This is a genomic window from Sphaerospermopsis sp. FACHB-1194, from assembly GCF_014696235.1.
Classification (GTDB): domain Bacteria; phylum Cyanobacteriota; class Cyanobacteriia; order Cyanobacteriales; family Nostocaceae; genus Sphaerospermopsis; species Sphaerospermopsis kisseleviana.
The window spans coordinates 26,523-43,585 of record NZ_JACJPU010000033.1 but is presented as its reverse complement, the minus strand read 5'-3'; the positions used below and the strand labels follow the sequence as shown (position 1 = coordinate 43,585).

21 protein-coding genes are annotated in these 17,063 nt (G+C 33.7%); 3 read left to right on the top strand and 18 right to left on the bottom strand.

The window, feature by feature from the left end; translation table 11 throughout:
- Positions 1 to 13: 13 nt before the first annotated feature.
- Positions 14 to 3,625, top strand: coding sequence for a helicase (locus H6F45_RS17985; RefSeq protein WP_190347986.1), 3,612 nt, complete (start codon positions 14 to 16; stop codon positions 3,623 to 3,625).
- Between the two features lie 51 nt (positions 3,626 to 3,676).
- Here H6F45_RS17985 and H6F45_RS17980 read toward each other — a convergent pair whose 3' ends face one another.
- From H6F45_RS17980 to serS, 16 genes are all read right to left on the bottom strand, one after another.
- A complete protein-coding gene (locus tag H6F45_RS17980) occupies positions 3,677 to 4,678 on the bottom strand; it encodes a hypothetical protein (protein WP_137667131.1) in 1,002 nt (333 codons plus the stop codon).
- A 69-nt stretch (positions 4,679 to 4,747) separates the two neighbouring features.
- The gene (gene nth / locus H6F45_RS17975) at positions 4,748 to 5,425 is read right to left on the bottom strand and encodes an endonuclease III (RefSeq protein ID WP_096572030.1); all 678 of its coding nucleotides are present in this window, start codon (positions 5,423 to 5,425) and stop codon (positions 4,748 to 4,750) included.
- Positions 5,426 to 5,624: 199 nt separating this feature from the next.
- A complete protein-coding gene (gene rseP, locus H6F45_RS17970; RefSeq protein ID WP_190347985.1) occupies positions 5,625 to 6,719 on the bottom strand; it encodes an RIP metalloprotease RseP in 1,095 nt (364 codons plus the stop codon).
- Positions 6,720 to 6,935: 216 nt separating this feature from the next.
- Positions 6,936 to 7,379 carry a DUF29 domain-containing protein gene (locus tag H6F45_RS17965; protein ID WP_190347984.1) on the bottom strand — a complete coding sequence of 148 codons (444 nt, stop codon included), beginning with the start codon at positions 7,377 to 7,379 and terminating at the stop codon, positions 6,936 to 6,938.
- Position 7,380: 1 nt separating this feature from the next.
- The gene (locus H6F45_RS26645) at positions 7,381 to 7,674 is read right to left on the bottom strand and encodes a DUF2281 domain-containing protein (protein ID WP_242052661.1); all 294 of its coding nucleotides are present in this window, start codon (positions 7,672 to 7,674) and stop codon (positions 7,381 to 7,383) included.
- A 323-nt stretch (positions 7,675 to 7,997) separates the two neighbouring features.
- Positions 7,998 to 8,162, bottom strand: a complete 165-nt coding sequence (locus H6F45_RS17950; protein ID WP_162501977.1) for a hypothetical protein — start codon at positions 8,160 to 8,162, stop codon at positions 7,998 to 8,000.
- Between the two features lie 6 nt (positions 8,163 to 8,168).
- The gene (locus H6F45_RS17945; RefSeq protein WP_137669398.1) at positions 8,169 to 8,585 is read right to left on the bottom strand and encodes an aspartyl protease family protein; all 417 of its coding nucleotides are present in this window, start codon (positions 8,583 to 8,585) and stop codon (positions 8,169 to 8,171) included.
- Entirely contained in the window at positions 8,578 to 8,784 is a 207-nt protein-coding gene (locus H6F45_RS17940; RefSeq protein ID WP_137669399.1) for a hypothetical protein, read from the bottom strand. Before H6F45_RS17940 ends, H6F45_RS17945 begins: the two co-directional genes overlap by 8 nt.
- A 363-nt stretch (positions 8,785 to 9,147) precedes the next feature.
- Entirely contained in the window at positions 9,148 to 9,501 is a 354-nt protein-coding gene (locus tag H6F45_RS17935; protein ID WP_190347983.1) for a DUF5615 family PIN-like protein, read from the bottom strand.
- Positions 9,502 to 9,813, bottom strand: coding sequence for a DUF433 domain-containing protein (locus tag H6F45_RS17930; protein ID WP_190347982.1), 312 nt, complete (start codon positions 9,811 to 9,813; stop codon positions 9,502 to 9,504). It abuts the gene before it with no gap.
- A 234-nt stretch (positions 9,814 to 10,047) separates the two neighbouring features.
- Complete coding sequence (locus H6F45_RS17925; RefSeq protein ID WP_137669402.1) at positions 10,048 to 10,476, bottom strand: type II toxin-antitoxin system VapC family toxin; 429 nt, start codon at positions 10,474 to 10,476, stop codon at positions 10,048 to 10,050.
- Positions 10,473 to 10,727 carry a DUF2281 domain-containing protein gene (locus tag H6F45_RS17920; protein WP_137669403.1) on the bottom strand — a complete coding sequence of 85 codons (255 nt, stop codon included), beginning with the start codon at positions 10,725 to 10,727 and terminating at the stop codon, positions 10,473 to 10,475. The genes H6F45_RS17925 and H6F45_RS17920 overlap by 4 nt, the downstream gene beginning before the upstream one ends.
- An 87-nt stretch (positions 10,728 to 10,814) precedes the next feature.
- Positions 10,815 to 11,069 carry a type II toxin-antitoxin system Phd/YefM family antitoxin gene (locus H6F45_RS17915; protein WP_187040218.1) on the bottom strand — a complete coding sequence of 85 codons (255 nt, stop codon included), beginning with the start codon at positions 11,067 to 11,069 and terminating at the stop codon, positions 10,815 to 10,817.
- 476 nt (positions 11,070 to 11,545) lie between these two features.
- Positions 11,546 to 12,127 carry a hypothetical protein gene (locus H6F45_RS17910; RefSeq protein WP_190347981.1) on the bottom strand — a complete coding sequence of 194 codons (582 nt, stop codon included), beginning with the start codon at positions 12,125 to 12,127 and terminating at the stop codon, positions 11,546 to 11,548.
- 92 nt (positions 12,128 to 12,219) lie between these two features.
- Entirely contained in the window at positions 12,220 to 12,522 is a 303-nt protein-coding gene (locus tag H6F45_RS17905) for a hypothetical protein (protein WP_190347980.1), read from the bottom strand.
- 184 nt (positions 12,523 to 12,706) lie between these two features.
- Positions 12,707 to 13,987 (bottom strand): serine--tRNA ligase, encoded by a 1,281-nt coding sequence (gene serS, locus H6F45_RS17900; RefSeq protein ID WP_190347979.1) that lies wholly within the window; start codon positions 13,985 to 13,987, stop codon positions 12,707 to 12,709.
- A 371-nt stretch (positions 13,988 to 14,358) separates the two neighbouring features.
- Between serS and H6F45_RS17895 the strand changes: the two genes are divergently transcribed.
- On the top strand, positions 14,359 to 14,937 hold the full coding sequence (locus tag H6F45_RS17895) for a Uma2 family endonuclease (protein ID WP_199301853.1): 579 nt from the start codon (positions 14,359 to 14,361) through the stop codon (positions 14,935 to 14,937).
- A 51-nt stretch (positions 14,938 to 14,988) separates the two neighbouring features.
- On the opposite strand, the gene H6F45_RS17890 is transcribed toward H6F45_RS17895, so the two are convergent.
- Positions 14,989 to 15,558 carry a DUF3611 family protein gene (locus H6F45_RS17890; protein WP_187040224.1) on the bottom strand — a complete coding sequence of 190 codons (570 nt, stop codon included), beginning with the start codon at positions 15,556 to 15,558 and terminating at the stop codon, positions 14,989 to 14,991.
- A gap of 184 nt (positions 15,559 to 15,742) precedes the next feature.
- On the opposite strand from H6F45_RS17890, the gene H6F45_RS17885 reads away from it, so the two are divergent.
- Positions 15,743 to 16,273 (top strand): cofactor assembly of complex C subunit B, encoded by a 531-nt coding sequence (locus tag H6F45_RS17885; protein WP_137668609.1) that lies wholly within the window; start codon positions 15,743 to 15,745, stop codon positions 16,271 to 16,273.
- 411 nt (positions 16,274 to 16,684) lie between these two features.
- Here H6F45_RS17885 and H6F45_RS17880 read toward each other — a convergent pair whose 3' ends face one another.
- Positions 16,685 to 17,005: a DUF3155 domain-containing protein gene (locus tag H6F45_RS17880; protein WP_096572014.1), complete on the bottom strand. Its 321-nt coding sequence runs from the start codon at positions 17,003 to 17,005 to the stop codon at positions 16,685 to 16,687.
- Positions 17,006 to 17,063: the final 58 nt, after the last annotated feature.

Sequence of the window (17,063 nt, the reverse complement as noted above, 5' to 3'; positions counted from 1 at the left end):
TAAGGAGTAAAAAATGACTGCACAAATAGCGGATGATTTGGGAAGATTGTTTGAAATGGGTTTTAATATTGGGATTTTGTCTTATATCCATAAGAATAATATTAAAAATTATTTTGGTGATTTGTATAGTCAGGAGTTGCAAAATCTCAAGTTTGCAGAAATTACAAAAAATATTGTGAAGAAGGTTGTTGGTAAGTTAGAAAGAGAAATTGCAGAAACTTGGTGTCAGTTTTTTGTACAAAAGGGTTTTTTGTGTGGGTTAAATTTCTTTCGGGAGTATCTTAAATCTCTGGGATGTCGTGAAAAAGCAAACTTGCAAAATCTGGAAGTTATTTATTTTCAATGTCGGTTTAATGGTGAAAATAGTATTGGTACTCATGAAGTTGATGAAATACAATGGTTTAAAAATGTTCTCTCTCAGTTTGAAAATGTAAATGTCACTTCTGGGGATATTCAAAATTATAAACAAGGTGGTGATTTTCTCAATGCAGATAGTTTGATGTTGTTGAAATATAAAAATAATTACCGGGTTTTATGTCTTGACTTGTCGGTGTTTTCTATTCACACTGATGAGGATTTACAAAATATTGATTATGTGGAAATTATCAGAGGTTTGTTATTACGAGATATCAATTATTTACGTTCTAAAAGTGTGTTTTCTAAGTTGCGTATTGATACCGAATCTTTGGGTTTAGATTTTTCTCCCAGTTTAAAGGAGTATTTTACCGCTTTTAAATCTAAGGATAAGGAAAGTGCTAAATTAATTCAAGCGGGTAGTTATATTTATAGTTTCTGTCAGTTTTTACAAGCAAATTCTTTTCTTCCTGATATTTCTAGGTTGGTTTGTAATGCGGTGGGATATAGCGATCGCTCTTTTAATACTATCTCTATTCCCGGAAATAATATCCAACTTTTTGAAAGTTGTCATCAAATTTATCAACAAAATTACAAAACAGAAGAAGAAATTAGCGACGCACGTTATCGCGTTTTACAAAAAATCCAAGTTAACGCATATCGCAGTTTTCAACAAGGTAAAAAACTGGTTGACTCTCTCCTCAACATTACTCCTAATACCATCAATATTTTACCACGTCATACAGAAACGATTACCGATTTTTATAACTCTGTTTCTCCCGTACCATCTGAGTTAATTTCTAGTTTAAATTTAACCGAAAATCCCAATTTTAGACAAGCGCACAACCAACTAATTAAAAGATATTTACTTTCTGAAAATACCTACATTTTCTTAACAGGAAATCCCGGAATCGGAAAAACTACCGCTATTGTTGATTTTCTCACTCAATATCAAAATGACGGGTTTCTTTTATTATACGTCAGTCCCCGGAAACAAGTCAATCTTGATATCATTGAAAAATTCAAAGATCGCAAAACTGGAAGATTAGTAAATGATCAAATTTTTGCTATTAATACTCATAGTAATTTGATTCAAGATAACTCTGGTAAACTCTCAGTTGCTTATACATCAAACAAACATGAAGAAGATTTTACTTTGGAAAATGTTGATTTTCTCAACAGTGAAAATATTGAACGAAAATCTCGACGCAAAGACAGACTGCAACAAATTACAGATGATACTTTTCAGGATATGGGAACAAAAAACAAGGGAGTTTTACAAAGTATTTGTGAAGGGTTATATTACCTCATCAAATATCAAACATCTAATCAAATTATCGCTACCGCTTCTACCCAGTCTTTGAAAAAAACAGACTATGGTGATACTTTACAACATTTAGAAAAAATCTTTCAAGACGCATACAGAAAAAGTGACGATAAAGTATTTCCTGAAAAAATGCGAAATATATCCCGTCGCATCAAACATCTATTTATTATGATAGATGAAATTACCGGAGATGAAGGAGGAGTAGAATTTTTAGAGGGAATTAGAAAAATGGTTAAAACTTATAAATTAACAAACCCAGAAAATGGTTTTAATACTAAAATCATCGTCGCAGATGCTTCTATTGTTGATAAAAATGTCATTTGTCAACATTTAGAAGATACTTCCCCCGAACCAAATAAGGTTTATTTTAGAAAAGCAGAATCAAACATTCAACCTCTATCTGTAGAAAGTTTCATATTTAAAGGTTCACCCGCTATCATTATTAATACTAACACCTATCCTGCAAAAAGTCTTACTATTAATTATCAAATAATTGTCGAATCTTGTCGTTTTACTGATAGAATTAAACTAAGAGATAAATCTGATTTAGAGAAAAAATCCCAGGAAGAAATTTTCAAAGATATTAAAATTATCTTCCAAAAATCCGATGTTGAACAATTTATAGTTTACATCCAAAATAAACCTAAATTATCAGAACTGATTGATAAAATTCAGTCAGAGTTAGGAAGAGATAACTTTGTTAAAAATACTCACTTCCTAGAAATACACGCGAATATTTCAGAATTAGAAAAACAGGAAATTAAACAACATCAAGAAAACGTCAAAGTGGTTTTCATGACTGCTTCCGGGAGTCGCGGTTTATCCTTCCCCAAAGCGAAACATATCTTAGTCGAAATTCCGAAATTTGAAATTGAAAAAAACCTGATGGAAATAATTCAGGTTATTTACAGAGGTCGGGGAAATGATATGATAGATAATCAAGATAAATACCTCACATTTTATTTAGCTGAACGTTCAGTTTATTATCAAGATGATCCAGAATTATCTATCAAAGAAAATTGCTTGAGTTTATTAAATCTTCTGTTAATTCTCAAAGCATCTATAATGACAAGAATTCAAGGTTATGGTAATATTGGTAGGAAGAATTATCTACTTATACCCATCGGTGGAAAATCAGTTTTTGCTGCGGGAGAAACCTTTTCTAGTAAAATAGAAAATCTTATTACCCAACTGAAAAAAGAATATAACCGCAATAAAAGTCACACTTCCTTAAAAGACGCATACACCAGACTAGAATTATTAATGGGTGAAGGTGATTTTTGGGTTGCTAAAAATACGGAAGAGAGTTATTTAAAGATTCGGGAAAATTTCAACAACACATTTTTAGAAGTCGCTAAAACCTTTGATAAATTATTAGATTTTACACCCTTGGAATTAGGTTATATTAGTGGAGGTTTATTAATTGTACCCAGTCAAAATATCCAAGAATCTTATCAAATGCGCTTTTTAGATATTCAAAAATATGCAAATACAGAATTATGGAATACTTTAAAAAGCATTAGTCGCAATCAAAATTACCCCGAAAGTCTCACCTCTGCGGTAAAAGATGCAATAGAATTAGTAGAAAAGTTAATCAATGCACCTGCAAAAACCCAGAATTATCTCCAAAAAAGTCAACATACAGATCAATATTACGCTTTACCATTATTTGCGTTTATTAGTGGGGAAGTGATGAAAGAATATTTTGCAAATAAACCAGAAGAACCGGAAGATCAACGTTTTAAAGATATCTTATCTATATATATTCGTTCTTTATCTCCTGTAAGTAATATTTTACCCATAGGACATAATTATCAAGAATTTCCCTTTGTGGTATTTAGAAGTTATAGTTTGGAGGAAATTAGAAATAAATTGTTTACAGAAAAATATCTGTTAAATTCTCAGGAATTAAATGTTCTTAATTTAATTCTGTCTCAAACTTAAAATTAGTAATTAGATCCCCGACTTCTTTAAAAAGTCGGAGTTCTTATTTTATTAATCTTCTTGAAATCTCCCTAATAATTCCTCACGGGATAATTGCAAAAGTAAAGGTGTAAATTCTTCCCTAGATAGGGTAATGATTTTATCAATCACTTTCTCTAACTCAGCATCAACTTTACCAAAACGTACTTGTAAAATACTTTCGGCCATCCCACGACGTTCTCTTTTTTCTCCTTCTTCTCTTCCTTGATATCTACCTTGTTGGAGTCCTTGTTGCAGTCCTTGTTGGAGTCCTTGTTGGAGTCCTTGTTGCAGTCCTTCTCTTCGCGTTTCTTCTTTAATTTGTTCTAATAATTCCTGATACATTTGTGATAATTTCATAATCAACTCCTGATCATCTTGATCAATATCCTTTTCTTTTTGCTGTCTGGCTGATAACATGGCTATTAAGTCATGTACTAATTGTATAACATTTTCTAGCTGTGGGTTATTGTTAGCTAATGCTTCTAACTCTTCCACTGCTTTTCTCTGTACCCTACCCCTACCTAATACCCTTAAAAATAAGGTTTCTGGTGTACTGGGTAACTGGTGAATAACGATAATACCTGTCCTTGATACTTCGTCTAATAAATAAACTCCTTTACCCCATGTTTGATAATCTAAACTCAGATCAATACCTCTGAATATTTCCTCTGATGCAGTAGGTGTGAATATCCATAAAAATGGTAATTGGTTTTCACTAATGCGGGTATTATTGCGTTTTGCTTGTCTTTCTAAGTTTGCATGAATATCAAATAGTTTACCCTTACAACTTCTGATTTCACTTCTATCAACGGGGTTACGAAATGGTTCAAAAACTACGGAAGTTGCATGAATTCCCATTTTTCCCAATAGTCCTAATTTTTCGATGTTTTCAGGATTTGAAGATGGGGTAAATAATACGTCTATCTGTCTTTTTTCTGAGATAATATCTTGACTGACTTCTACTTTTCCGTAGGGTGTAAATATCTCTGTTAGATATTGTTTTGCAAACTGATCATGAATAAACCGAGTCATGGAATTTTAGATTTTGGATTTGGTATTTTAGATTGATTAAAGATTGATTATAAACAATTTGATTATAATTTAATTATCTCCATTCGTTAAATTCTTCGCACACACATCAACCAACTCACAAACATCACAACCAGGAGAACGTGCTTTACAAACTGCACGACCATGATATATTAAACGAATAGACCAATTTTCCCATTCTGGTTGGGGTAATAATTTCATTAAATCTTTTTCAATATTAATAGGTTCAGTATTTTTTGTTAACCCCAATCTTTGACTTAACCGCTTGACGTGAGTATCTACAGTCACCCCTGCATTAATACCATAAGCGTGCGCTAAAACCACATTTCCAGTTTTTCTCGCAACTCCGGGAAGTTTTAATAATTCTTCCATTTTATTGGGAACAACGGAGTTAAAATCATCAACAATCATCCGACAAGCAGCTTTGATATTTTTCGCTTTATTGCGATAAAAACCCGTAGAACGGACTAATTCTTCTAATTCAAAAATATCCGCATTTGCTAAACTTTCTGCATCAGGAAACCGACTAAATAAAGCTGGAGTAACTTTATTCACTCGTTCATCTGTGCATTGTGCAGAAAGAATTGTTGCTACTAATAATTGTACAGGAGTTTGATAATTTAAAGAACAAGTCGCATCAGGATAAAGACGATGGAGACGAGAGAGAATTTCTAAAGCGCGTTGCTTTTTTGATGATTTTGATAATTTTGATAATTTTTTAGTAGTCACATCAATAATATTTGAATTTATTTTATTTGAAATTTAACTTATTTCTCGTTCCCATACTCTGTATGGGAATGAATTGTATAAGACTCTGCCTTTTTTGTCAAATAGAGGTAGAACCTCTAGATCACATTCCCAGTCTGAGACTGGGAACGAGATGATCACATTCCCAGTCTGAAACTGGAATATACAAGCTAAAATTTGCTTACAATTTCTGGAATATTTGTTGCACAAATTCTAGTTGCAGAGTTTCTTTGAAAATTAAGAAAATACCTAATCCTAAAAGTAGGACTAAACCTGTTTGCATGACACCTTCTTGAATTTTTGCTGGTAAGGGTTTACCAAGTAAACCTTCAATCAAAAGAAAAGCTAATTGTCCACCATCTAAAGCAGGGAGAGGTAAAATATTGATGATGGCTAAATTAATACTAATTATTGCTGCAAAAGATAGCAAATTTGCACTATTATCTGCTGCTAATTTAGCACCAATTTTCACAATATTCACAGGTCCTGAAACCTGACTTGCTGTTTGTTGAAAATTAGTTATTAGCTGTCCAAATCCTTTGATTGTACCAATAAATAGCTGTTGAAATCTATCAGCAGCAACGCTGAAAATTTCTATGGGATTTTGGGGACGACGATAAACAGCTTCTCCATTTGGTCCTAGTTCAATTCCTACTAAACCTTTACCATCAGCACTTTCTGTAGGAGTTAATTTTAAAGCTATTTCTTGATTTTGACGCTGAATTTTCAGGTTAAGTTGTTGATTTGGATGGGTTTGAATTTCTTTAGTCAGCAATAAGGTAGAATCTTTACTAGCAGCTAATTCCTGACCATTGACGCTGATAACAATATCACCTGCGCGAATACCAGCTTGGTAAGCTATTGATTGTTCATTAACAGGTTTGACAAGTACACCAGGTTGATATTGAAATTCTTGGGGTATACCAACAATACCTATTTGCAAAGCGAGAACAAAATAAGCAAATATTAAGTTTGCTATCACACCGGCGCTAATAACGATCGCCCGATCTAAAATAGGACGATTCCGCAATAAGTTGGGATCATTGGGAGGAATTGCGCTATCTGGATCATCGTCGGGAAAACCAACAAACCCACCCAAGGGGAAAGCGCGAATGGTGTATTCTGTCTGTGATCCTTGGTACTTTAAGAGGGTGGGACCAAAACCCAAAGAAAAGCGGTTAGCGTAGATACCTTGAGAACGTGCGGCTATAAAATGTCCTAACTCGTGTACTAAGATCAAAATAGCCAAAACTGCGATCGCTGCTAAAACTGACATAGAGCAAATAAGTCAAAATATTTCGGATATATATTTCTATTGTAGTTTGGGAATGGACTCAGAAACAAAATCTGCTGTTATTTATTGTCAATTGCAAAGAAAAGCGCGAGTTATGGTAATTTTGCTAATTTCCAGGTTTTGAGCGAAACTTGTCTGATAGCGTAGCGCAAGCCATATCAGGATATCCAGGATTTGAGGATTTACAGGATGATTCATTTATTTTTCATCCTCCCACATTGTATAATTTTCTTCAAAAACCTCCTCCCAAGTTAAAGCAGTAATTTCTGGCTTTTTCCCCATTTCATCCCTAGCATCTTGTTTAGCAGATGTAAAACACTTATCCCAAATAGACTCTAAAAACTCTCTATTAAGACTAGGCATTTCTTCCTGACTATCAGCAATTTCTCTCCTTGCTGAACGAATGGAAATTACCCAACTAGCACTGCGTTTTTCAGGTTGACATTTCCATTTAATTATATGTAACATCAATCGAGTTAATTGACTAATAACTGCCCTTTTTTCGGATCTTCCCATTGACTCTGCTAAACTCTCTAAAATCTGATCAACTTCTGCCATTTTTCCCTCCTTTAGCAATTCCTTTGCTTTTTCCACTGCTAAGTATGGTGATTGAAATACTAATTCATCCCATGTTAATGTCATTTTAAAATTCCTCTCTTTTATCAATAGGAAGTTGATCTCTAGTATTCATAAAATCATCAGAAAATTGATCTAAGCTATCAATTAAACTTTGCCACGGGTTATCTTTACTAATCAGAACAATAGGACTAACAATATCACCTAATGTTTTACCTTTACCAGCAATGGAACTAGGAGGAATGCGACATTTTTTTCTTGGTAATTTATGTTTGATAAATTGAATAAAATCTAAAACTTCTTGTTGTTTATCTGCTGGTAATTCTCGCAAGTTTTCTAAAACTGCTTGTTCAATAGTCATAGTTTTACCTTTAGGATTATAATGTAATTATATTATAGATTATAACTTTTTGTCTGAATCAGGATGTGCAGGATGTTTTTTTATATTCATCTATATTTTCATAAATTGCATTTTGTCTGAATCAGGATGTCCAGGATTTGAGGATGTACAAGATGGTTTTTTAATATTCATCTGTATTTTCAGAAGTTGCGCTAATTTTAATATCCCAGAATATCAAAATCAAATATTATCCTGTTAATCCTTTAATCCTGGTTATCCTGATTCTGACAGTTAAATTTTCATAAAAAACGGTGCATTACATTTCATTAACGCACCCTAAAAAATCAGCGTAATTTTACCACTGTCTTCAAGGGAATAGAAATAATCTGTCTTCCACTGGTTGCTTGTTTTTTTCTTAAATCAGCACAAATAGTGGCTAAATCATAATTAAATGACTTAGCTTCTTCATCTCTGATTTTCCGAATTTCTGCCAAAACTTCATCATTCATAATAAATTAATCTTTGAGAGATACTTCAAAAGAAAGTTGAGAACGATAAAAACAAACATTAAATTCCATAAAAAAATTAACTTGTCCCAAAATTAAAGGAACATTAGTTGCTTGAGTCCAAGCAAATACTAATTTTACAGGTTCAAAATCTGCTACTTTAGCTGATACAACCAGTACACGCGCTTCAAATTGAGCAAGATTACCTGTCAATTGTAAAGAGGTTGTTAAATCTTCCCAATTTGCACCAATATCTAATCCTAATTGATAAGGTAAAACATTAATAGTTGCTCCCGTATCCAGTAAACCAGTAGTCTGTAATTCTTGTCCACGATAAGTTAAAATAATTGGTAGATATGGTCTAAAACCTGCTTCTCCCAAGGAAGGATCATAAGTAGTAAATGAGTATTTATGTGTATTATTCATGATTGCTATTTTCTGCTTCTAACACTTTTAACATTATATTTGCAGCTTCAAAAGCATCATAAGGAGAGGAGACAGGATAAGACATTCCTGGTTTAATTAATTCTGATTCTTCTTGTACTAATTGAGAGGCTAAATATTGGATAATTTGTAATTTTTCAGCCCGACTTAATTTATTTAATAATGGCATTAATTCTAGCATGGTTTGATGATTGCTATAGTTAGTAGTTGATATTATATCATTTTATTAATGGTAATGGGAATTTGTCTGAATCAGGTGGTTATCGAGTTTCGACTACGCTCAACTACCGCGACCTGTACTGAGTGCAGTCGAAGTAAGTCGAGATAATGTCCAGGATTTGAGGATTTACAGGATGGTTTTTTAATATTCATCTACATTTTCAGAAATTACGCTAATTCAAATATTCCAAAATATCAAAATCAAAAATATAATCCTGTTAATCCTTTAATCCTGGTTATCCTGATTCTGACAGTGCAATATATTATAAAAATAATAAAAAATGGTGCATTAAATAAAGTTGATTAACGCACCCTAAGAGCAGTATTATTTAAAAGGAATATATTCAACGACATTCATCCATTCATCAATCTCTGAAGCTTTAGCAATAAATTCTAAATCTTGCACAAATTGACCAATTGTACCACCTATTTGATGTCCAAAAATTAATCCTGAAAACTGTTTTCCTTCTTTTTGCCAAGTTTCCGCTAAAACTCGAAAACGGATATCTTGAGTAAATAGAACTCGTTTAATTTCTGTCACTCTTTCTAATAATTTATCATCAGGAAGTTCTTGGGTTTCATCATCAAAAGCAGTTAATACATCCACACCCCGACGACGCAATTGTGATGTAATAGATTGAGGTACATGAACATCCATATATAATAAAGCAATGGTCATTTACAACAGTCCTTTTGCTTTCATTCTGTTGTAAAATGGAGATGATACTAATTCATTTTTGCTTTGTTGTACTTGTTCCCATTCTTCTTTAATTTCTTGGTCAATTTCTTCTTGGTGGTCAAAGTAATAACCCATAGTAGCATGAGCTTCAGCTTGAGTTAAATAAGGATGTTGACGACACATTTCTTCTACTGACCAACCATAAGCAAGATAATCCATCACAATTTGTGCTACTCTAATTCTGGGAAAACGCTTTAATCTTGCTGGTTGATTTTCGGTTTTTTCAATATGCGGGTAATTCAGGGTTAACATATTTTTTTATATAGCTAAGTTGCTTGAATCACTATATTTTAGTATATCATTTTTTTGTCTGAATCAGGACACCCTTCGGGATATTCTGTGAATATCAATATCAAATATTATCCTGTTAATCCTTTAATCCTGGTTATCCTGATTCAGACAGTTAAATTTTAATAAAAAACGGTGCGTTACATTTCATTAACGCACCCTACGAGATAAGCTATCTGGACACAGCAAGCTATCGCACTAATCAACCAAAACAAACCAATTCTCAATCACAATATCCTCAAAATCTTGAAAATCTGTCACATTATTTGTTACTAAAATCAAGTTATTGGAAAATGCAATACTCGCAATCTGTCCATCAATAAAAGCAGGTGTTTTACCAATTTTGGATAATCTAGCTCTTTCCTGTGCGTGCCATTTTGCAGCATTTATATCATAATCAAACACTGGTATTTTAGCAGGTATTTCCTCGATATAATCTTCTAAAAAACGTCTTTTTCCAGAGTCAGTCGGTAAACGTAAACACCCAAATAATAATTCATGAATAACTACTGAAGCTGTAGCTACTTCATCTTGATACAGATTCATTTTATCAACTACTAATTTATTTGGGATTTTTTTGTTAATTTCCGAAATAATATTAGTATCTAAAAGAAAACGAAAACTCACAGTTCTACCTCTCGTCCTGGACTGCGATCTCTAAGACTTGCAAAATCCTCATCTGTAAATTCTATACCCTCTCTTTCCATCCGTTCTCGAAATCGCAAGGTCATTTTCCAGAAATTTTCACCGTCAGAATTAAAAGTAGGTTTTTCTGCTGGTAATTTATGTTTGAGAAATTGAATAAAATCTAAAACTTCTTGTTGTTTATGTGCTGGTAATTCTCGCAAGTTTTCTAAAACTGCTTGTTCAATAGTCATAGTGTTACCTCTAGGATTATAATGTAATTATATTATATTATAGATTGTCACTTTTTGTCTGAATCAGGATGTCGAGGATTTGAGGATTTACAGGATGGTTTTTTCATATTCATCTAATTCACCATCACACTCTTCAATAGGTGTTGCTAATCCTTCTTTAATTGATTCTCTCATCCCTGGAATAGAAAGTAAATATAGAGTTTCTTGGATAGATTTCCAGTCACTTTCAGATAATAAAACTGCGTTGCTATTTTCTCCTGCAATAATAATAGGTTGATGGGATTGATTAACTGAATCAATTAAATCCTGTAGTTGCTGTTGTGCTTGATTGATTGAAATCATAATCTTTTTTTGAGATTACATGATTATTAAATAATAGCATAAAATTGAATTGTCCGAATCAGGATATCCAGGATTTGAGGATGTACAAGATGGTTTTTTAATATTCATCTGTATTTTCAGAAGTTGCATTTTGTCAGAATCAGGATATCCAGGATTTGAGGATTTACAGGATATTTTTTTAGTATTCCTCTACATTTTCAGAAGTTGCATTTTGTCAGAATCAGGATGTCCAGAATTTGAGGATTTACAGGATGGTTTTTTAATATTCATCTACATTTTCAGGAATTGCGCTAAGTCAAATATCCCAGAATATCAATATCAAATATAATCCTGTTAATCCTTTAATCCTGGTTATCCTGATTCTGACAGTTAAATTTTAATAAAAACGGTGCATTACATTTCATTAACGCACCCTACGAGATGAGCGATCACACTGTTAATCTAACAATATTTAAATCGCATTATGTATGCATTACTTATGGTATTTTTCCTTCCCAAGTAATATAACCATTGACCAGGACTTCCCTCTTGAAGCGAACCGGAATCAACAAAATTGATCTCATTTCATAATCCATCTGAATATCAGATCTACCTGTACTTGATGAACTCTGTTGCTTCAAATAGTAAAGGTTCATAACTAAAAGTCCGGCCACTGCGTTGAGAACATTCTGAAGATTTGCTTCATGATAATATTGATCTCTCTGATGTTTAACTTTATTGTATTTCTGCCACCAAGTTGGAGAGTCACAACTGCTCCAATCACTCCAAGGTGTTAAACTGAGACTATATCTTGGAATTTGTATATCAAGATTTGGCAAATTTGGGTAAGTTGCCAAAATAGTATGTTTGTAATCACAGATATTCTTTGCATTTGGATTTCCAAGATTATTAGAAAGTATCTTTGCTACTACATCAATCTCTGAACATACTGATAGATAAATTCGAGTAAACTCTATAGAATATGTATTGTAGTTATTTTCAGAAAACTCAACGTATCTTGAGAACTTATTTAAATCTTGTTCAAGTGCAAGAAAATATTGCCAATATGATGTGTCCATAAATGTTCTTAAAGAGGTGCAGTAAACTAGTATAACAAATTGGATTTGAGAAATGTGAATCTCTAAGACTGAATCTTACTTAATAAAAATTTTCAGCATTCATCTTCCCAAATATTTCTTCCATATTCATCAAGTTCACAAATCCCATAGCCTTCACGTTCATATGAATCAATTTCATTCTCTATAAAGTAAGGCTCATCATAGTTATCTTCATCACAAAAATCACCTTCTAATTCACGATATTCAAGTGGTTTATCACGGTTTAATATTGCTTTAATACTTATCTCTTCACTTTCCTCTATTTGATTATTATCTAATTTAGATTTACTATTTATAATAGGTATTAGCAAGAATAAAAAACCAACAAGAATTAGAATGAACAAAAATGCCGCCATATATTTCAATAAATGTTAAATGTGATTAAATGTGAAAAATAATCGGAATTTGGATTAACTATATCATAGTATAAAAACTTGTATTTACATTGTCTTGGTTTGTAAAAATTATTATAAAGTTACTATTATTTACATAAATTTACGTAGAGACGCACCCCCAAAAACGCCTCTACAAACCCCTAAACTACAAAACCTCCCTACCCAAATAAACCTGCAAAACCTCCGGTACTTTAATCGTCCCATCAGCTTGCTGATAATTCTCCAAAATAGCCGCCATAGTCCTTCCCACAGCTAAACCAGAACCATTTAAAGTATGTACAAACTGCGTCCCCTTCTTCCCCGCTTCCTTAAACCGAATATCCGCCCTTCTTGCTTGAAAATCCACACAATTAGAACAACTAGAAATTTCTCGATACTTCCCAGAAGATGGCAACCAAACCTCTAAATCATAGGTCTTTGTTGCCCCAAAACCTAAATCAGCAGTACATAAATTAATCACTCGATAAGGCAATTTTAAAGCCTGTAAAATTGACTCCGCACTAGCAACTAATTTCTCCAATTCCTCAAAAGAATCTTCCGGTTTTACTAACTTCACCAACTCCACTTTATTGAATTGATGCAACCGAATTAAACCCCGCATATCTCGTCCATAACTTCCCGCTTCTCGACGAAAACATGGCGTATATGCACAGTGATAAATCGGTAATTCTTCCGCGTTTAAAATTTCCCCCCGATAAAAATTTGTTACCGGAACTTCCGCAGTAGGAATTAACCACAATTCATCATCTGCACATTTAAAACTTTCTTCTGCAAACTTCGGTAATTGTCCAGTTCCCGTTAAAGAATCAGTATTAACTAACAACGGTGGACTAACTTCAATATACCCATTTTCAATATGCTTAGAAAGCATAAATTGAATTAACGCCCTTTCTAAAGCAGCACCCGCACCTATCAAACTGACAAACCGACTTTGGGCAATTTTTACCGCCCTTTCAAAATTCAAAATACCCAATTTTTCCCCAATTTCCCAATGAGGTAAAATATTCTGATTTTCCGGTTTATATTCATCTCCCCATCTTCTCACTTCTGGGTTATCATCTTCACTTGCACCGATGGGAGTAGAATCACTAGGAAGGTTAGGAAGTGCTAAAAGTAAATCTTGAATTTGCGCTTTTAACTCTTTTTCCTGGGGTTCTAATTCGCTTAATGTGATTTTAATATTATTCCCTTCTTCTTTTAAAGCAAGAATTTCCTCACTTTGTGGACTAACACCAGATTTTACCTTTTGTCCTACCAGTTTACCAATTTCATTACTCCGCGCTTGTAAATCGTTGCGTTTTCCTTCCAGTTCCCGTTGTTTTTGACTTAAATCTAATATAGGCTGAATGTCATATTTACCACTACGAGTATTCAGCTTTTCTTGTACGAGTTGGGGGTTTTCTCTAATTTGTTTAATATCCAGCATTGGTGAATTTTGTGAGTTTTTGTCAATTATACTCGATTGAGGTGATTATTCGTAGGGGTTTAGCAATGCTAAACCATTTCTTGCATCATCAATCATATCTATTATTAACACCAGTTTTATACAATAACCACACAAAATCATCAGATTAATCAAAATCCCTTTTTCATCCGCGTTTATCTGCGTTCATCTGCGTTCAAATCTCAATATAGAATGTAGGTTGGGTTGAGGAACGAAACCCAACATTTAGAGGAACGAAACCCAAAATTAATAAGATATTGATAAGATTTTGTTGGGTTGCGCTATCACTTAACCCAACCTACAAAATATGATAAACTAAAATCAAAATCAAAATCAAGAGGTTTTCAGCAATGATGACATCTGAACCAGTAATTTTAAATATCAAAAATGTCGGTTTAAGTGATGAACAATTTTTTAATCTCTGTCAAATTAATGAAGATTGGAAACTGGAAGAAACAGCTAAAGGAGAGTTAATTATTACGCCTCCAGTGGGTGCAATTAGTGGTAATAGAGAATCAGAATTTAATGCTGATGTTGCAATTTGGAATCGTCAAACTAAGCTAGGAAAAGTATTTAGTTCTTCCACTATTTTCACTTTACCTAATGGTGGTAAACGTTCTCCTGATGTCGCTTGGGTAGCTAATGAACGTTGGGATGCTTTAAGCATTGAAGAACAAGAAAAATTCCCTAAAATTTGTCCTGATTTTGTCATAGAATTACGTTCTCGTACCGATTCTTTAACTCAATTACAGGAAAAAATGCGAGAATACCTGAATAGTGGTTTACGTTTAGGTTGGTTAATTGATCCCCAAAATCAACAAGTAGAAATTTATCGTCAAAATCAACCTGTAGAAATTCTATCCTTACCGACAACTTTATCAGGAGAAGATGTTTTACCAGGATTTATTTTAGAAGTACCTAATTTTCCATGATTAATAATAGCATTTATCCCAATCACCAATCACCAATCACCCATTACCAACCTACTTTGTAATCCGATTCAATAAAAATAGTGAAGCTATAAGTCCTGAAAAATGCGCTGATACAGTATTTATATTTGCCTGTACTACAAGCATATCTAAACCGCTAATAATCCGAGTGGGGTCAAATAATTGCGTTGTTACTGCTTGTGGCGAAATTGACCTAGCAACCAGTGTACCTACAATCGCTTGCGCTCCTAACAGTGTGACTAAAATTCCACCTAAATTTACCCATAACCCTAATCTTAATACTTGCACACTTTCCAGCTTACGAGGACGGTTACTAGGATTTGAGGATTCTAATTGTTTGCCAATTGTTGTATACCTATAGGCTAAGTAAATACCCGCACCTAAAACAATTAGTCCACAAACTGCTAAAAACACACCAAAGCCTGTTCCGGGATTATTACTAGGGCTTCCTGGTCTTTGACTAAAAAAGGCAAATAATATCACTATTATACCAGAAATTACCCCTAAAACTAATTGTATCCAAAAACTAATCCAACCTGCTAGGCGAAACATTTGGGCGATCGCTCTAATATTAGAGGATGGGGTTTCAAAATTTTGTGTCATAAATCTAAATATTAAATATATTCGGTAATAGGTAATAGGTAATGGGTAATGGGTAATGGGTAATGGGTAATTAAATAATTATTCTCAGTCACCAATCACCAATTACCAGTCACTCATCACTGCTTCCCTTAACTTCCAGAATAATTGATAATGTATATGTCAGATCAAAAAGTCAAAATTAATTATGGGTAATACTATTGTGCAATCTACTTTCCTACTCACTTTACTTTTATCAGTAGGCTTATTTTTCTTTATTCGTGCTTCTACAAAAGACCGCACCGAACAAGCGCAGTTAACTTCTGAGCAAGATGAAGCTACTTTGATGAACCAACTCAAGGAGTATTTTCGCTCCCGTTCCTACCGTGTAACATCTATAGAGAAAGAAAGGAATCAGGTTAATTTTGAAGGATTTGTTAGACCTAGCTGGTTTTTAGCTATATTCTTAACTATTTTAGCCGCAGTTGGTTTTGCTTGCCTCTCTTTGGTTTTATCTCAGCTTTTTTCTAGTCACAGTCCATTTTTCTTGGTTTTAGTCCTGCTGTCACCATTAAGTGGTATATTTTATTGGCGCAAAGCAGGAAGACTTGAGAAAGTGTCACTCAAAATGGAGTCTACCCCAAATGAACAACACTCCTCAAGTATAATTACTGTCATCGCCCATCGTGATGAACTCGCTGAGTTACAAAAGGCATTACAGTTAAAAATGGTTGACTAAACTTGATTTGTTAGTCCAGGCTTGATAATCGCATCCTGATGATGAATTGCTAACTTCTGACAGACTTTTGAGGAAAGAGAACAGTAGGGAGGAAACACACCAAATCTTATATGGGTAGTTTTGCTTTTAGATACATTTAGCAATTAAAGCTCATTATATCTAAGCAAAACATATTCTTGTGTGCTTGATTTTGTTGCTACTCCCTCCTGTATGATTATCTTAGATATAAAACCATGCAATCTAAAACTGCACAGGGTTTGACAATCTAAATTGAATTAGCTCTACTGACAGTTCAGCTACAAACTTAAAAAAAATTGAATTTTTGCATAAACTGATCAATTTTGCCAGTTAATTAATGCCACAGTCAGAAGTAAGAATTAGGATTCAATGCGTAAGAGATAATTTTAGAACTTAGCGACTTGCCACAGCCACTAATTCTTGTTGACTAGCTGGAGTTTCCAACACTCTCAGACTAGGAAATAGAAAATGATTCTCTTCTACGTATTGAGCGCCAAACAGACCTTTTTCCGCCCAGAAATAACGGTCTGTAGTGTGTTCGTTGCGTTTTACAAGTAGCAAGGCAGGAGGCAAGATACCTTCAGCTTGAATGAATTTTCTCGCTGCTGTCACAGGTTTATCTTCGCCACTTTCTATGCTGTACTGAGGTACGTGTTCTAGAATCCGTCGTCCTTCCTGACGACGACGACTTTTCCGTTTGCGTCTCCTTGCCAACCTATTGTCCTCCTCTTTCAAGCTATAAGTTTGTAGTCATAGCTACAAAACCCGTCGT

Excerpts from the sequence above, each read along its gene's own strand:
- H6F45_RS17940 (WP_137669399.1), bottom strand. The coding sequence starts at position 8,784 with ATGCTAGAATTAATGCCATTATTAAATAAATTAAGTCGGGCTGAAAAA.
- H6F45_RS17895 (WP_199301853.1), top strand. The coding sequence starts at position 14,359 with ATGACATCTGAACCAGTAATTTTAAATATCAAAAATGTCGGTTTAAGT.
- H6F45_RS17885 (WP_137668609.1), top strand. The coding sequence starts at position 15,743 with ATGGGTAATACTATTGTGCAATCTACTTTCCTACTCACTTTACTTTTA.
- H6F45_RS17945 (WP_137669398.1), bottom strand. The coding sequence starts at position 8,585 with ATGAATAATACACATAAATACTCATTTACTACTTATGATCCTTCCTTG.
- H6F45_RS17980 (WP_137667131.1), bottom strand. The coding sequence starts at position 4,678 with ATGACTCGGTTTATTCATGATCAGTTTGCAAAACAATATCTAACAGAG.
- H6F45_RS17965 (WP_190347984.1), bottom strand. The coding sequence starts at position 7,379 with ATGACATTAACATGGGATGAATTAGTATTTCAATCACCATACTTAGCA.
- H6F45_RS17950 (WP_162501977.1), bottom strand. The coding sequence starts at position 8,162 with ATGAATGATGAAGTTTTGGCAGAAATTCGGAAAATCAGAGATGAAGAA.
- serS (WP_190347979.1), bottom strand. The coding sequence starts at position 13,987 with ATGCTGGATATTAAACAAATTAGAGAAAACCCCCAACTCGTACAAGAA.
- H6F45_RS26645 (WP_242052661.1), bottom strand. The coding sequence starts at position 7,674 with ATGACTATTGAACAAGCAGTTTTAGAAAACTTGCGAGAATTACCAGCA.
- H6F45_RS17920 (WP_137669403.1), bottom strand. The coding sequence starts at position 10,727 with ATGACTATTGAACAAGCAGTTTTAGAAAACTTGCGAGAATTACCAGCA.
- H6F45_RS17935 (WP_190347983.1), bottom strand. The coding sequence starts at position 9,501 with ATGACCATTGCTTTATTATATATGGATGTTCATGTACCTCAATCTATT.
- H6F45_RS17905 (WP_190347980.1), bottom strand. The coding sequence starts at position 12,522 with ATGGCGGCATTTTTGTTCATTCTAATTCTTGTTGGTTTTTTATTCTTG.
- H6F45_RS17910 (WP_190347981.1), bottom strand. The coding sequence starts at position 12,127 with ATGGACACATCATATTGGCAATATTTTCTTGCACTTGAACAAGATTTA.
- rseP (WP_190347985.1), bottom strand. The coding sequence starts at position 6,719 with ATGTCAGTTTTAGCAGCGATCGCAGTTTTGGCTATTTTGATCTTAGTA.
- H6F45_RS17915 (WP_187040218.1), bottom strand. The coding sequence starts at position 11,069 with ATGATTTCAATCAATCAAGCACAACAGCAACTACAGGATTTAATTGAT.
- H6F45_RS17890 (WP_187040224.1), bottom strand. The coding sequence starts at position 15,558 with ATGACACAAAATTTTGAAACCCCATCCTCTAATATTAGAGCGATCGCC.
- H6F45_RS17985 (WP_190347986.1), top strand. The coding sequence starts at position 14 with ATGACTGCACAAATAGCGGATGATTTGGGAAGATTGTTTGAAATGGGT.
- H6F45_RS17930 (WP_190347982.1), bottom strand. The coding sequence starts at position 9,813 with ATGTTAACCCTGAATTACCCGCATATTGAAAAAACCGAAAATCAACCA.